A 14,472-nucleotide genomic window follows, 5' to 3' on the forward strand; every position below is an offset into this window, starting at 1 on the left:
CATCGCTCGCCGCCCGTCGAGCCCTCGACACGGTCGAACAACGGTGGGGTGAAGTGGAGGCGGCGATGAGTCTGGGCTTAACCGAACGCGAAGCACGGCTCGAGGTCGTCCGCCCGAGCGCCGGGGATGCGCTGCTGCCGGGCGTCGATCAGACCCGCACAGTCGGATTGGTCACGCTGCCCGGCGCTTTCGTCGGCGTACTGCTCGCCAGCGGCTCCGCCCTACAGGCCGCCGCAGTACAGATGCTGGTGCTCACCGGTCTGCTGCTGGCCCAAGCATCCGCCGTCGCGGTGACCACCGAACTGGTCGCACGATCGAAGGTCCACCGCCGCAACGACCCGTAACCGACCCGCGCGGGGCCGAAGCCGATCCATCGCGGGGCATGGCAAGGAAGGAGCCCCGCGTGGCAGCACCGAAGAAGTACCCGGACGAATTGAAGGCCCGAGCGGTCCGGTTGTATCAGGACTCGGACCCGAAACCGACGGTCCGGAAGCTGGCCCAGCAATTGGGAGTCCATCACGCGGCGTTGCGGAACTGGATCCGCCGAGCTGATGCCGGCCAACGCCCCGAACCCGTGGATGTCGATCTGGTCGAGGAGAACAAGCGGCTGCGCAAACAGGTCGCCGAGCTGGAACGGGTCAATGACATCTTGCGTTCTGAGGTGATCGTGCGCTTCGTCGAAGACAGCCGGCACCCGGTCGAGCTCGTATTGCGGGTGCTCGGCATCGCCTCGTCGACCTACTACTGGTGGCGCAAACGTCTGCAGGCGCCGTCGGCGCGGCAGATCGCCGACGAACAGCTGCTGCCCGAGATCGTCGATATCCATACCAGCTCCGGCGGGACTTATGGTCGCCCCGGGTGCACGCGATGCTCGCCCGGGGAGGGATCGCGGTGGCACGTCGCCCTGCTGATTCGCCGCGCCAACCGCTGCGGGAACTGATGGTGCGCCGGGAAGTCTGGTCGGCCACCCGATCCTCCCTGCCGAGATCGGGCCGTCCGACGATCAGGAGGCGCCGGTGCTCAGACACTACGGCGATGCGGGGCAGTCACAGATCGCGGAACCCCTACTCTGCCTGCGCCGGCAACTGCCGAAGTCGCGGCCGGGGTTCCCAACCAACCGGCGGCGCTCCCACCCTCGGACCTCCCCGGAAGGTTTGACGCTGCCGATCCACGAAAGTCCGCCGTCTACTCGCCGCATTCGCGATCCCGTTGAGACCAAGAGCTTTCCGCTCCCAGAGCCGCTCCGACGAACATCGCTGAGAGCTCGTCCGAGATCGAATCAGAAGGAAGCATTACATGACAGCCACTGACCCTCACCGGACACAGCTCGAGCACCTGCGCGGAGCGCTGGGATGGGATCCCGCCGGCGGAGCCGCTTCGGCTTCGACGCGAAAGACATCGATCTGAACGTCTCGGCAGTGTTGTTCGCCGATGACCACATCGCAGACGTCGTTTACCACCAGCAGGTCAGCTCACGAGACGGCTCCGTGCGCGACCTCGGGGACAGCACCACCGGCGAAGGCAAAGGCGACAACGAGGTCATCACCATCGACCTGACTCGCATACCCGCTCAGGTCACCACCACCACCATCGTCCTCCTCGTCACCTCTTACACCGGCCAAACCTTCGACCAAATCGACAACGCGTTCTGTCGCGCGGTGGACACCGTGTCCGCTACCGAGATCGCCCACCACGACCTCAGCGCGATCCACTTACATACCGGCCTGGTGGTCGGCAAAGTGTCTCGCGCGCAAACAGCCTGGCAGTTCCAGCCGATCGGCGAGGCCATCGGTGCACAACATCCCGTCGAGGCGATCCCACAGATAGCCCGCTTCTCGGGCTGACAGTCAATCGGCAGAAAGCACCTCGAAGCCTCGGCAGGGTGCCGCCAGCCGACACGCATCCCTCGACGTCGCGCTGTACGACCTCGACCGGGCGCTACTGTGCCACGCGGGCACGTTCGCGCTCCAAGGCACGGGCGCGTTGTTGTTCGAAGCGCGGGATTCGCACCTGTTGCAGGTCGTCGAGGAATGCGGCGAGTCTGTCGCGCGCTTGCTCGCCGCGTGCTCCGAAGTCGTCGCGGTCCATGATGTTCCACTGCCTGACCACCGGAAGCAGCACTTCCTCCAAGTGCTGGCGCAGGTCGTAGACGCCGTGCTTGGCCATCAGCACGCCGTTGCGGCGGAAGTCGGCCATGCCCGCGCCCGGCATCCGGAAGTTCTCCACGATGGTGTCGATAGCCTCCATCGCCTGATCGGGCGCCAGGTCCAGGGCGGCGCCGCAGATGGTGCGGTAGAAGATCATGTGCAGGTTCTCGTCGGCGGCGATGCGCTGCAGCATTCGGTCGGCGATCGGGTCGTCGCACACCCGACCGGTGTTGCGGTGGGTGACCCGCGTGGCCAGTTCCTGGAAGCTGACGTAGGCGACCGAGTGCAGGAATCCGGCGCCGCTGGCGACGTCGTTTTCACTTGCGCCGGAGGAGAATCCATTGGTCATGTGGGCCATCCGGGCCGCTTCGAGAGCAACGGGGTCCACGCTGCGGGTGACCACCAGGTAGTCGCGGATCACCGTGCTGTGCCGCATCTCCTCGGCCGTCCAGCGGCCGACCCAGGTACCCCAGGCGCCGTCACGGGAGAAGTTCTCGGAGATCTCGCGATGGTAGGAAGGCAGATTGTCCTCGGTGAGCAGATTGGTGACCATCGCGGCTTTCGCCACGTCGGTGAGGGAGGACTGCTCGGGAGACCAGTCGGCGCCACCGAGCATGGCGAAGTTTCGCCCCTCGTCCCAGGGCACGTAGTCGTGGGGGTGCCAGTCCTTGGCCATCGACAGGTGCCGGTGCACGCAGTCCTCGGCGATCGGTTCCAGTTCGGCCAGAATCTCGCGCTGCGTCAGGTCACGTGCCAATGCTGTTGCCTGCCTCTCTTTTCGGTGCTTCGAATCGGTCGGCATACACACCACCACTGCCCCTCGAACGGCGCACAGGGTCGAACGCCCCGAGAACCAGGGACCGTGTACCCGTTCATCCGATGACTGCGATAGCGCCGGATTGCCCCTCCCCCGTCCTGAATTCGGCCGTCCCACTGCCTCTTCTGGTCACACCGGACGGACAGGGCCGAAAGTCCCGAACGGCAGATACCCGGTGCCGTCCGGACGATTCCGGCGCGGCGGCAGGCCCGCGCAACCACGTCTTCGCCTTGTTCGCGTATTGCATCGATCACCGAGGGAATGACGACTTCGTAGTCACCCAGCACCCAACCGGTGCCCACCAGATCCATGCCGTGCAGGATCTCGAGTTCGCGTCCACGTTCGGCCGCGAACTGCGCCGCCCACCGGACAGCGGCCCACGACCCGTCCGAACCGTCCACACCGACGATGACCTTCGCAGTGGCGAGGTGATGCGGTGAAGGCGCACGCCGGTCGAGACATCGAGGATTACTGGCGAGTCACCTCACTGTCGCACTGGCCGGCGGTGCTGCGGTGTTGGCCCTCGGCGGATTCGGTGTCGGGCTGACCTACGGCTTGACGATCTCCGACGCCGTCCAGCCACTGCGAATGACCGGTGCGGCGCTGGTGTATCTACCCGCCGTCTGGTCGGTGACAGCGGTCGCGGCACTCGCCTTCGGCTGGGTGCCGAGGGCGGCTGCCGCCGTGGCATGGGCCACCTTCGCCTACTGCGCCGTGGCCTTGCTTTTCGCGGACGCCTTCGATTGGCCCGACTGGTTCGACGCCGCGTCTCCATCCACGCACACTCCGAACGCGCCGCTGCGGACGATCACCCGGTGACTTCCCGCCTCGCCGCGGAAGAATCCGAGGCCCATTCCCGGGATGCTCGGCGCCGGACTGTCCCCGATACGCGGGCCGTGGGTCACCGGGCGCTACTTCGCCGCTTTCCTGGACCGTAGGGTTGGCGACGATGGCCGTTCCCAGCGACAGCAGGCAGGAGGTTCTTATGCCGCCGAACAGTGCGACCCGTCGTTCGACGCCGGAGCGTGCGAAGGCGACACGTGAGCTTATTCTCGACAGTGCCGCACGCCTGTTCGGGGAACACGGGATCGCCGGCACTTCGACCAACCGGATCGCCGCCGAGGCCGGAGTGAGCGTCGGCACGGTCTATCGCTACTTCTCCGACCGTACGGTCATGGTGGACAAGCTCATCGATCGGCTGGTCGAAGATGCCGAACAACGCTTCACCGAACGTGTTTTCGGTCTCGTGGAGCAAACCACCGCAGAGCTCGTGGCGTCCATCCTCGAAGTTGTCACCGACGAGTTGGTGGCCAATGCTCCGTTGATACGTGCGCTCGCGGTCGGGGTCTCGTTCTATGACACCGGCATCCCCGATCTGGAACTCCGTCTGCGTCTGTTCGCCAAGGTGCTCGTCATCCAACTGCTCGGCCCGGGCGACGACCACAAATACGACATCATGAGCATCGTGCTGGTCAACACCGGGATCGCGGCAGCGCTCCGCGCGTCGGCGCTCGAGATCGACAACCAACAACGCAGACAGGCCCTCACCGTCACCGCGCGGGCCGTCGCGGCGTGGATCGAATCCGAACGCACGCAGCACTCGGTATGACGCAGTCGATGCGGAACAATCGGCGCACCGTCAGGTCGCACAACCCCGCCTCCCGGGCCGGCAGACAGGAGCGAGTACGTGACCCCGCCGAAGAAGGCGACTCGTCGTCCGACACAGGAACGCGCGAAGGCCACCAGGGAGCACATCCTCGATACCGCCGCATGCCTGTTCGGGGAACACGGGATCGCCAATACCTCGACCAACCGGATCGCTGCCCAGGCCGGGGTGAGCGTCAATACCGTCTATCGATACTTCGCCGACCGTGCGGTCATGGTGGACGAATTGCTGGAAAGGCTGCTGGAAGATATCGAACGGCACCTCATTCGCAGCGTGTCCGATTCCGTCGGCAGACCCGTTCTGGAACTGGCCGTCACTATCCTCGAGGCCATCACCGACGAACTGGCGGCCAACGCTGGGCTGGTGCGAGCGTTGGCAGGAGGGTTGGCCTACTACAAGAGTGGTCTCCCGGAATTCGAACCACGCCTGCGCGCGCTGCTGAAAGTCCTGCTGATCCGGGTGCTCGGCCCCGGCAATGACCAGAGCCACGACGCGATGGCCTTCGTTCTGATGAACGTCGGTTTCGCGGCGGCAGTCCGCGCCGCTTTGCTCGATGATGACACCGGCGAGCGCCGGGAAGTCATCGCCATGACCGCCCGCCTGATCGCGGCAGGGGCCGAAGCGGAAACCGCGGCATCGTCGGACCTGGGATGACCACCCTGCGCCCGGCGATTCACACGGTGCCGACCCGGGAATCGGGTTGGCTGTGCTTGCTGAACGTGCGGGCGATAAGCGCCGAACGCAGCTGCCACACTCCCGACGTGGTGGTGGGGTCGAGTCCGGTGACCTGGCTGATGCGCCTGAGCCGATAGTCGACGGTGTTGGGGTGGATCTGCAACGAGCGGGCGGTGCGTTGGCGATTGAGGTTGTTGCTGATAAAGCTTCGCAAGGTCTGGAGCAGCTCGGGATACTCGTCGAGGGGGTTCAGCAGCGACCCGAGAGCTTCACGACCCGGACCCGGCCGGGTCAACTGGTATTCCAGCGCCATATCGGCGAAACGGTGCAGACCGGGGGCGTATTGCAGCCGACGCACCGTGTCGAGCAGTTCGTGAGCGCGGTCGGCTGCGCCGGGCACCAACGCGGCCGACGCGGTGACAACCACCGCTGTCACCGGTACGCGCGCGGCCGCTGACAGCTGGGCGAGCAGTTCGTCGAGGCGCTCGTCACTCAGCGTCGCGGTCGGGATCAGGATCGTCCCGCCGTCCACACTCAGCAGCGCGAGTGCGCTCTCGCCGCAGCGGCTGGCGAGTTCGGCCTGCAGGCGGCGCAGTTTGCGGCGGGCTACGACCTTGCCGTCGAGCATCGGATGCTCCTCGTCCGGATGTTTCGGAACATGCAGTGCCAGAATCGAATACTCCTCGGCGATGCCGATTCCGTCCGCGCGCGCCGTTAGTGCGGTGGAATATCCCCCCAGCAGAGCGGAGGTCAGAGCGTGGACGGCAGTGTGGCGCTCACCGACCGCCGCCTTGTGCTCACGGACATACGCGCGTGCGACGGTGGCGCACATGATGTCGAGCCTTTCCACGACCAGTTTCATGCTGTTTACAAGATCGGCGTAGTCCCGCACCGTCCCGTTCGAGAAGACGAGATCCATACCGAGCTTCAATCCTTCATGGATGGAGTGCAGGACCATGTCGATCGGCATGCCTTCGCGGGCCCAGTCAGTTGCCGCATCGGCCAGCCGGGCGGTCTTCGCCGGAATATCCTGCCCGTCCAGCATGCTGACCGACAGCTCGAGGCAGACCCGGGCGACGTCGTCACCGGGCAGCACGGCGCGGGCCATCACGTTGTCGACAGACTGCCCGACCAACTGCTGCACGCCTTGTGCGGGGAATGGCATCGGTTCGCCCGAGACGGTCGATCCACGCCGAAGTGCCCCGTTGGCTGTCATCGTCGACTCCCTTCCGCCCAGTTGCTGCGGTTCTACCGGCCGATGGTGCGGTCAGCAGCCGTGCCAGGCGGCCGAACTCCCACGGCGATCGCTTTCGACCTGTGGCCTGATCGGTCGTGGTCCAACGATAAGAGGATCCCGAACTCACTTTCCACTCTTCTTCGGCAACCCATTACCGGCGGTGGATCACGGCGGCAACATGCGGCGGAAGATCGTTCGCACGACGTTCGAAGAGATATCCAGCTCGTTGCGTGAAACGGTTGCTCACTTTTTGCGGTAGCGCTCACAGGTCGAGCGCGCAACGAACATCGGTCGAAAATCGCGCGTTTTGCTGCCGCTGGATCCAGCCGTGGACGCCCGTCGCCGTGCGCGATCGGGGCGGAATGCCCGATTCGGTTCGTCGAGGTTTCAGCGATTCCGCACTCACCGAACAACCGAGCCGCGGTGTCGAGTATCTGCTCCCTCGTTTCCTTCGCGCACTGCTGGCTCGGGCGACGGCGCTGCCGGGCAGCCTTCTGCGGCATCACAGTTCCCTGTCTCGTGGCCGAAGAGTGAGCTTTGCTCACTTCAGCTTCAGCTGTCTAGTGTCACTGCCGCTTGCTGTATGTTGTTAGACCGTTCAATCGACGGCCGACGTCGAGGGAACGGCCGACGCCCACGGCGCGCGAGATAAATCATGGGCCGACCAACGGAGGTGCTGATGGCGGCCGGTCAGCTGCCCAGAGGCAGACTGCTGCGGAGCAGCCGCCTGGGCCGACTGGTCGCGGGCCAAGCTGTGCGTGGAGTCGGGACTCGGCTGTCCATGGTCGGCCGGCCTGAGGAAGCCCGGCGGATACTCGCCGAGCGGTCCACTCTGCAAGCCGCGCAGCAAATGGTCACAGTGCTCGGCGGCATGAAGGGTGCGGCGATGAAGCTGGGCCAGATGCTGTCGGTTCTCGATGTCGACCTCGTCCCCGAATCCCACCGTGAACTGTTTCGAGTGAAGCTCGCCGAGCTTCGAGACCGCGCGCCGGAGGTTCCGTTCAGGGCGATGCGGAAGGTCCTCGAGGGTGATCTCGGGCCGATGTCCCGAGTATTCGCCGATTTCGAGGAGACGCCGGTGGCCGCCGCCTCGATCGGACAGGTGTACCGGGCAAGATTGCGTGACGGACGAATGGTCGCGGTGAAGGTGAAATACCCCGGTGTGGACGAGGCCGTCCAGGCGGACATGCGTAACTTGCAGTTGTTCGCCAAGCTGTGGAGATCGGTGCTGCCGAGCGCGGCCGACGCCGCCGTCCTGGACGAGATCGCACGTAACATCGGCGGTGAACTCGACTACCTGCGCGAAGCACGGACTCAGCATGAAGTCGCCGCTCGCTTCCACGAACATCCCTTCATCACCGTCCCCGACAGCATCGAACAACACAGCACGCACCACGTTCTGGTGACAGAGTTCGTCGAAGGGAAGTCCTTCCAGGAGATGCGGGCTCTGCCCGTGACCGACCGAGATCGGATCGGTGAGCTGATCTACCGCTTCTACATCGGTTCACTGTTCTCCGACTACGAGTTCTGCGGGGACCCGCATCCCGGCAACATCCTTCTGGACAAAGGCGGTCGCGTCGCGTTCGTGGATTTCGGACTGTATTACCGGATGGATCCCGCGGACGCCGAGTTCGAGCGTGCGTCCCTGCTGGCGGCTGCGGAACACCGGGCCGTGGATCTGTACCAGGCGTGGGTCGGCCGCGGCATCATCGACCCGGCCGCGGGCGTCACACCACAGGAATGCCTGGAATACGTGTGGGCGGCGTCGGGTTGGCATCTGCTCGATGAGGAGATCACGATCACTCCCGAACTCGCCACCGCGGCGGTAGTCCTCGCCGTCGACCCGAGGGCGGACGAGTTCCGGGGTATGCGGCATCAACTGCTTCCGGCGGAGCATGTGTTCTCCAGGCGGGCGGAGTTGTTCACCTTCGCCGCACTCGGCCAGCTCGAGACAAGCAACAATTGGCATCGGCTGGCCCGCGAGTGGCTCTACGGCGAGCCGCCGGCAACTGATATCGGGCGGGCAACGGCACGGTGGCGAGCCGAGCGACTGCCCGGACCATCTCGCCGCTGACCGGGTCTTCACCGCACTGCGGAGACGTCGAATTCGCTGACGCCGTCGGTGGTGACCTCGAGCATGCAGGCGGTGGAGATGTCGAAGAACAGGCCCGATACCGTCAGGCCGCGGGCATCGGCGGCCCGACGGATCACCGGGTGGCGTCGCAGGGTCTCGAGCTGAACGGCGACGTTGACCATGCTCAGCTGGGCGGTTTCGTCATAACCTGCGGCACTTTCGTGCTGCCGGGCCCAATCGTGGCTGGCCTCGTAGCCGGCGTGGCCGAGGAAGTCGACGGTCAGCTCGACCAGTACGTCGGTACCGGTCGGCACCGTGGCCAGCTTCGGCAGTGCCAGGAAGGTGCACGTGCCCTCGACGCGGACGACCCAGCGATCGATGCCCGTCTCCGGCGCGACCTGCACCGATACCTTAACCACTCGCCGCAGCAACATCGCGAACGCCACGGCCAGGTCGATCAGCACCCCCTCGAGCAGATTCAAAAACACCACGCTGACCATGGTCACCGCGTATACCGCCAGGTCGCCGGTGCGATGGGCGAGCTGGATGTGCGCCAGTTTCACCAGCTGGACACCCACCACGACGAGCAACCCGGCCAGCGCCGACTTCGGGACCTGCTGTACGACGCCGACGAGCGCGATGGAGAACACCAGGATCCACGCGCCGTGCAGAATCGCCGAGGCCTGGGTGCGTGCACCGGCGGCCACGTTGGTGGAGCTGCGCACGATCACGCCGACGACAGAGTCGTCACCGTGCGCGTTCAGCACGGTCGAACATGTTCTCCAGGCATCGCAATCAGCCGCGGGACGATTCCGGGCAATCAGTGCCCGCAACCTCTCGGCATGGGAGTTTCCAAGATCAACGTACTGGCAAAAGCGCAGTGAAAAGCCGGACGAACGAATGTTTGTGACCGGCACTATTCCGAGAGGCAGCATCTTCGTCGGCATCACAACGCACCTCCGGAAAAATTTCTTCCGAAATGAGTTTCCCGCGACGGCGGGTACGCCGCTGTGCGGAGGTTTCACCCGACAGGGCAGGGACCGGATGTAGCACGACAGGCACTCATGGTCGACGTCCGCATATTCGACACCGGGGCCGAAATGCCACAAGCAATGAGCAGAACTATCGTGTGTATTCGGGTCACAGTTAGTGTTGATGCCACTGATTACTGTGATGATCTACGACGATTTCGGAAAGAGTTGATCTAGAAATCCAAATTCCAGAAAAGGACCTGCAAGGGCCCTCGAGTTCGTGATCTGATCGTTCCGTCCCGAACCCGGGAAATTCCCCATGAACACGACTGAGGATGACTGTATGAACTCGAGAATTATCCGCCCGCTCGCCGTGGCCGCATTCGCACTATCGGCCACCGCCCTCAGTGTCGGCACGGCCTCGGCGGATGCGTCCTCGGCCACCCCCGTCACGGGCTCGGTGGAATTGTGTATTCCCATCCCCCTTGGCTCGGCCGAGAACACCTTCTGCCTGCCTATCGGCTAGCTCGAGTGGCACGCGGCGGTGCCGACACGGTCCAGGGTGAGCGCAACGGCGCGCTTCCCAGTTCGAAGCCGTCACCGCCGCGCAGCCTGCGCAACATGGCCGTCGGCGGAGCGACGCCAGGCAAGGCACACCGAAGACCGCCCGCGTTGGACACAATCCCTCGCTGATCGGGCGGTGAAAGAGCTGAGGTCGGCACCGGGATCGGGCGAACAGCCCCGCACACCGGCCCGGTCACCGAGCGCGATGGGAGCTCCCCGGGCGGCGCATCGGCTTTCGACGTGACCAAGCACCCGGCATGGGGAGTCGAGGCAGAACGTCACCCACAATTCGCTTCCGGCGGGGTGAGAGTCAGGAGTCGCATGTTGGCCGTTGATGTCGCGGACCCGACAGCACTGGCCACCACAGCGGCGCGCCTGCGCATTGCATTGGGGGTCGTTGAACAATACTCCCGCGCGTCTCCTATCGGAGAGCTTGCCACCCGACGAACGGAGCAAGGTGCATGAAGCGCTGGATCTACTGGAGAAGATCGCCTATGGGTGATCTACCCGAGCCACGCACTCACCGGCGCACGCGAGCCGAGGTAGCCCTCGGCAGGTCAGGTCGGTCTCGCAGACTGTCATTGTGACGTTTCACTATCGCCTGCCGACCGCCCTTCCCTAAATTCACGTTACTCGGAGTAACCCGTTCTCTGCCTTCTTGCGCTAGCTACGCTGGTGCAATAGCGCAGTTAACGGGGGTGGAAGGAAGCTCCACCATGTCTCTCACCTTCGCCGGACGGCAAGGACTCACTGTATCCGGGCGGCCCATGTCGCTGCCGCTGAAAGACGTGCGCGCCTTGTCGCGGCAGATGGTCGGGCATTTTGTCGAAACCGTAGCCCCCTGTGGCACCTTGCCTGGTGACGCGATCCATGGCGACATCACCATCATCACCCGTGTGTGCTTGGAGCTGGCAGTCAGCATGCTGGACGGCAGCAACATTTCGGAGAAGACCGGGCAACTCGAGGAGGCTGCGGCGCAATGGGCTCGTGAAGGTGTGCCCATCGGTACCATTCACCACGCAATCCACGAGGGCTTCAAGATCGGCTTCGACCTGGTGGTGTCCACAGCCTTGGCCGAGCAGCGTGCCTCCGGTTCGGCTGACACCGAGCCGATGCTCAGCGTCAGCACGGCCGATTATCAAAGCATCCTCCACGGCGCCAAACTCGTCGTCGAAATGCTCGACACCATGACCACGGCAGTCTCGGTGGCCTATGTGCGCGAACTGCGCGCGGTCGTGTCAGAGCACCACACCGCGGTGCACACGCTCACCTCTGCGCTGCTCGGGGGGCACCCCACCTCCACCATGGCCCGCGAGTGCGGCATCGACATCTCCGACCGATATCGCGTCATAGCCCTCGCCATTCCGTCTCACCCGGACGAGTCCAACCCGATGCTGGACGCGAAAGTCGTTGCCCGCCGCAAACTCCGGCGTGTGCAGGCGGAATTGGCCACCCGCTGCGACGACACCGTGCTGTCGCTGCTTTCGGTCGACGGCGGCACCCTGCTCATCCCCGCCGATCACATCACCAGGGGCACTTTGAAGGAGATGGTCGGGCATATGTCGCGGGCGGCCCGCGTACACATCACCGCGACCGAGGTAACCGCCGCTACCGACGCCGTGCCCACCGCCGCGGATCAAGCCCACGAACTGCTCGACATGGTCACCCGGCTCGGGTCGGTGCCGGGCCTATATCACTTCGACGAGCTGGCTCTGGAATACCAGCTCACCCGACCCGGCCCCGCCCGCGAACAGCTCGGGTCGCTGCTCGATCCACTGGATGAATATCCGGAACTGCTGGAGACTCTGCAAATCCATATAGCGCACAACCTGAACCGCCGGCGCACTGCGCGGCTACTGCACGTACACACCAACACCGTGGATTACCGGCTCAAGCGGATCGGTCAGCTCACAGGTTTCGATCCCGCCCAGGCGAGCGGGCTGTGGCGCCTGCGTTCGGCGTTGGTCGCCCGCACATACCGCAAATGAGTAGAACGCGGTCGAGCGGGTCCGGAAGTACGCCAGTCGATGCTCGTCCACCATCGCCGCCGCCGCGGATTGCTTCGTCCCACCGGACAGCGCCGCGGGTTGCTCCCAATCGCAGATTTTCGCACGACTAGGTATCCCTCGAGCTGAATACAGTGAAATGTCCGCGCACGTTCGGTGTCGACAAAGGTGTGGAACACAGCGGGATGTGAAAGAAAAATCATGGATCATACTCGACGAACTGAAGCAGCCGGATTGCGAGCGACCTGGCGGGTGTTTCAGGACCAACTCATCTCTATCGTCGCCGTCCACGATGCATCTGACGCCACGACAATCGCATCCTTCGGTCCCGACGATCTACCGGACCTCGTTCGAGCGCGAGAACTCTTTCCGGAACTCAACACGTTGTGGGACGCCGTACGCCACGACTTCTGGACCAGACTCATCCCTCCGCAACCACAGTGCCGACGATGGCGACGGATGTGACCTCGTCGCCGATTCCTCCGTCCGGAAAAGTATATTCAGCAGCCCGCAAGTAACACCTGTCCTGCTCCTCCCCCGCGGGTTCACTTACCCGTACCCGCATTGTACGAAGGCACGCACATTCAGATCGCGACAGGCTCGCGACAACTCGAGTGAATCCGACGAAACACTCCGCGACAAGCGGGCCGGTCACAACTCCACCGATAGCCGACCACAGGCGAGGAGATCAGAAGAAGCGAGTGCGATGGGGTCGGGTCGGGGCGCTCCTCGCGTTACGGACCCTGTGTGAGGGACCGGCGCCAGCGGTCGAGGTATGTGTCGGCGACGTGTTGCTGATCGGGAAAGCGATGTGCCAGCAACAGAGTCCAGACACAGCCCTCCAATGACCTCGCGGCGCAATATGGGTGCAGCTCTCCCAGGACCGGTTTCCACTGCTGGTCACGGTGCAGCACCGTGGCATAGTCCCATTTCGCCGGGCCGGCGCAGGTGTCCTCGAAGTCGTTCCAGAGCAGCCCGTTCACCGTCGCGAGGACATTGGCGGCATGTGCGTCGCCGTGCAATGGCTGGGCAGTCTCGCGGTCGGCCATCAAGATCGGCGCCAATCGCCGGAACTCCGCCCGGAACGCGACAATGAGATGCGCCGGAACGATTTCCAGGCGCTCGAGGGTGTCGATCATGGTGGGTATCTCATCCAGCACTACGCCCATATACGGAAGGTCACCGGGATAGCCGCGCAGCACGCGATGCAGCTCGGCAAGTGAATCGGTCAATTCCGCGATACCCGGAACATACTCCGGGTCGTGTTCGATGTACTGCCAGCAAGTCAGCCACATTCCCTCGTGATGATGCGGTCCGGGCGGCAGCTCGTCGCTGGGTGGCACGACGGCTCCGCCATGGTCGGCGAGGTAACGGACAACCGCGACTTCGCGTCGCAACCAGGACGGAAGGTTCGGGCGCAACAAGGTGGTGGTGGTGACTCGCGCGACGAACGGAGCGGGCCGCAGATGAATCACCACGTTGCTCACGTCCTTGAGAACCTCGGGTGCGGTGACCGTGACACCGTGCCGCCGAGCGACCGCCACGGCAGCGGCAACCGCCCGCCGGCGGATCTCCTGCCTGGACTCACCGGCTCGGATCACGGCTTGCGCTGCCCGGCTGTCCTCAGTCGGGCCTCACGCTCGCGGTGTTCCTCGGCCACTTCGCGGGCGGCGGCTTCGGCGGCGGGATCCACCGGCTCACTCGACCACGGCAACACCGTCTCCCCCATCGCCTGCACAAACCGCTCACCCAACCCCGTCAACGATCCGGAATCCCGCAACTGACCGATCGCCTCAGCGGTCATCATCCGCCAGCGAGCGAACTGCCTCTCCGCCTCCACCCGGTCGGCACCGTCGACCAGCGTCCGCCGCACCCGCCAATAATCGGTCACCCCGATATGCGCATAAGCACCCTGCAGCAGCCCCTCGATCGGACGAGGATGCACGAAACACAATGGGTGGTAACGCGGTTCGGTGTCGGAAAGGTCGTACAGCTCGAACATGTCGAGTATCGCGCCCATCTTGACATGCTGGAACTCATGAACCAACAGTTCGGCGAGTGACGCGCCGTCCAGTCGCGCTGGAGCCAGGCCCACGGCGCCGAAGGCCAGACGTGTCGACGCACTTCGCGAGAGCTTGCCATCGGACTGCAGTGGCAGCACCGTACGCAATCCCGCGCGCAGGCCGGGAGCGTAGCGGGGCAAACAGGTGTCGATGATGTCGATGGCCGCGGTGAAAGCACGCTGCCAGCTTTCGGCCTCCGCCGCACTGAGCTGATCGACCGGGTAAATTTCACTCCCCTGGTACGGCACCGCA

At 64.5% G+C, this 14,472-nt stretch carries 14 protein-coding genes and 1 pseudogene; 9 read left to right on the forward strand and 6 right to left on the reverse strand.

Annotated features, from left to right (window positions below):
- From ON29_RS18920 to ON29_RS18930, 3 genes are all read left to right on the forward strand, one after another.
- On the forward strand, positions 1 to 344 hold a 344-nt coding region (locus tag ON29_RS18920; RefSeq protein WP_040868030.1), incomplete at its 5' end, for an ABC transporter permease.
- Between the two features lie 59 nt (positions 345 to 403).
- Positions 404 to 940: a transposase gene (locus ON29_RS34305; RefSeq protein ID WP_063825349.1), complete on the forward strand. Its 537-nt coding sequence runs from the start codon at positions 404 to 406 to the stop codon at positions 938 to 940.
- Between the two features lie 412 nt (positions 941 to 1,352).
- Complete coding sequence (locus tag ON29_RS18930) at positions 1,353 to 1,844, forward strand: TerD family protein (protein WP_051175365.1); 492 nt, start codon at positions 1,353 to 1,355, stop codon at positions 1,842 to 1,844.
- Positions 1,845 to 1,938: 94 nt separating this feature from the next.
- On the opposite strand, the gene ON29_RS18935 is transcribed toward ON29_RS18930, so the two are convergent.
- Together ON29_RS18935 and ON29_RS37790 are read right to left on the reverse strand one after the other, a co-directional pair.
- Positions 1,939 to 2,904: an acyl-ACP desaturase gene (locus tag ON29_RS18935; protein WP_040868032.1), complete on the reverse strand. Its 966-nt coding sequence runs from the start codon at positions 2,902 to 2,904 to the stop codon at positions 1,939 to 1,941.
- Positions 2,889 to 3,374: a universal stress protein gene (locus ON29_RS37790; protein ID WP_083863771.1), complete on the reverse strand. Its 486-nt coding sequence runs from the start codon at positions 3,372 to 3,374 to the stop codon at positions 2,889 to 2,891. The genes ON29_RS18935 and ON29_RS37790 overlap by 16 nt, the downstream gene beginning before the upstream one ends.
- 55 nt (positions 3,375 to 3,429) lie before the next feature.
- Here ON29_RS37790 and ON29_RS18945 point away from each other — a divergent pair.
- The 3 genes and pseudogenes from ON29_RS18945 to ON29_RS18955 all read left to right on the forward strand — a co-directional run.
- Positions 3,430 to 3,783: pseudogene (locus ON29_RS18945) on the forward strand (efflux permease Rv1217c-related protein); the annotation flags it as partial.
- 130 nt (positions 3,784 to 3,913) lie between these two features.
- Entirely contained in the window at positions 3,914 to 4,573 is a 660-nt protein-coding gene (locus ON29_RS18950) for a TetR/AcrR family transcriptional regulator (RefSeq protein ID WP_245549021.1), read from the forward strand.
- A gap of 78 nt (positions 4,574 to 4,651) precedes the next feature.
- Positions 4,652 to 5,284: a TetR/AcrR family transcriptional regulator gene (locus tag ON29_RS18955; protein ID WP_040868036.1), complete on the forward strand. Its 633-nt coding sequence runs from the start codon at positions 4,652 to 4,654 to the stop codon at positions 5,282 to 5,284.
- Between the two features lie 19 nt (positions 5,285 to 5,303).
- Here ON29_RS18955 and ON29_RS18960 read toward each other — a convergent pair whose 3' ends face one another.
- Positions 5,304 to 6,470 (reverse strand): PucR family transcriptional regulator, encoded by a 1,167-nt coding sequence (locus tag ON29_RS18960; protein WP_245549018.1) that lies wholly within the window; start codon positions 6,468 to 6,470, stop codon positions 5,304 to 5,306.
- A 727-nt stretch (positions 6,471 to 7,197) separates the two neighbouring features.
- On the opposite strand from ON29_RS18960, the gene ON29_RS18965 reads away from it, so the two are divergent.
- Entirely contained in the window at positions 7,198 to 8,616 is a 1,419-nt protein-coding gene (locus ON29_RS18965; RefSeq protein WP_373283891.1) for an ABC1 kinase family protein, read from the forward strand.
- A gap of 8 nt (positions 8,617 to 8,624) precedes the next feature.
- Here ON29_RS18965 and ON29_RS18970 read toward each other — a convergent pair whose 3' ends face one another.
- Positions 8,625 to 9,563: a SulP family inorganic anion transporter gene (locus tag ON29_RS18970; protein WP_083863774.1), complete on the reverse strand. Its 939-nt coding sequence runs from the start codon at positions 9,561 to 9,563 to the stop codon at positions 8,625 to 8,627.
- 367 nt (positions 9,564 to 9,930) lie between these two features.
- Here ON29_RS18970 and ON29_RS18975 point away from each other — a divergent pair, with 367 nt between their 5' ends.
- Both ON29_RS18975 and ON29_RS18980 read left to right on the forward strand, forming a co-directional pair.
- Positions 9,931 to 10,113: a hypothetical protein gene (locus ON29_RS18975; RefSeq protein ID WP_040868043.1), complete on the forward strand. Its 183-nt coding sequence runs from the start codon at positions 9,931 to 9,933 to the stop codon at positions 10,111 to 10,113.
- A gap of 805 nt (positions 10,114 to 10,918) precedes the next feature.
- Positions 10,919 to 12,139, forward strand: coding sequence for a PucR family transcriptional regulator (locus ON29_RS18980; RefSeq protein ID WP_245549019.1), 1,221 nt, complete (start codon positions 10,919 to 10,921; stop codon positions 12,137 to 12,139).
- Positions 12,140 to 12,891: 752 nt separating this feature from the next.
- Here the strand turns inward: ON29_RS18980 and ON29_RS18985 are convergent.
- Both ON29_RS18985 and ON29_RS18990 read right to left on the reverse strand, forming a co-directional pair.
- A complete protein-coding gene (locus ON29_RS18985) occupies positions 12,892 to 13,644 on the reverse strand; it encodes a phosphotransferase (RefSeq protein WP_245549020.1) in 753 nt (250 codons plus the stop codon).
- A 110-nt stretch (positions 13,645 to 13,754) separates the two neighbouring features.
- Positions 13,755 to 14,472, reverse strand: a 718-nt coding sequence (locus ON29_RS18990) for an aKG-HExxH-type peptide beta-hydroxylase (RefSeq protein WP_217999221.1), incomplete at its 5' end; no start/stop codon positions are given.

Source organism: Nocardia exalbida NBRC 100660 (assembly GCF_000308575.1).
GTDB classification, from domain to species: Bacteria; Actinomycetota; Actinomycetes; order Mycobacteriales; family Mycobacteriaceae; genus Nocardia; species Nocardia exalbida.

Bases quoted from the DNA above. Each gene is read 5' to 3' on its own strand.
- ON29_RS18930 (WP_051175365.1), top strand. From the start codon at position 1,353: ATGGGATCCCGCCGGCGGAGCCGCTTCGGCTTCGACGCGAAAGACATC.
- ON29_RS18950 (WP_245549021.1), top strand. From the start codon at position 3,914: ATGGCCGTTCCCAGCGACAGCAGGCAGGAGGTTCTTATGCCGCCGAAC.
- ON29_RS18960 (WP_245549018.1), bottom strand. From the start codon at position 6,470: ATGCCATTCCCCGCACAAGGCGTGCAGCAGTTGGTCGGGCAGTCTGTC.
- ON29_RS18965 (WP_373283891.1), top strand. From the start codon at position 7,198: ATGGGCCGACCAACGGAGGTGCTGATGGCGGCCGGTCAGCTGCCCAGA.
- ON29_RS18970 (WP_083863774.1), bottom strand. From the start codon at position 9,563: ATGCCGACGAAGATGCTGCCTCTCGGAATAGTGCCGGTCACAAACATT.
- ON29_RS18975 (WP_040868043.1), top strand. From the start codon at position 9,931: ATGAACTCGAGAATTATCCGCCCGCTCGCCGTGGCCGCATTCGCACTA.
- ON29_RS18980 (WP_245549019.1), top strand. From the start codon at position 10,919: ATGTCGCTGCCGCTGAAAGACGTGCGCGCCTTGTCGCGGCAGATGGTC.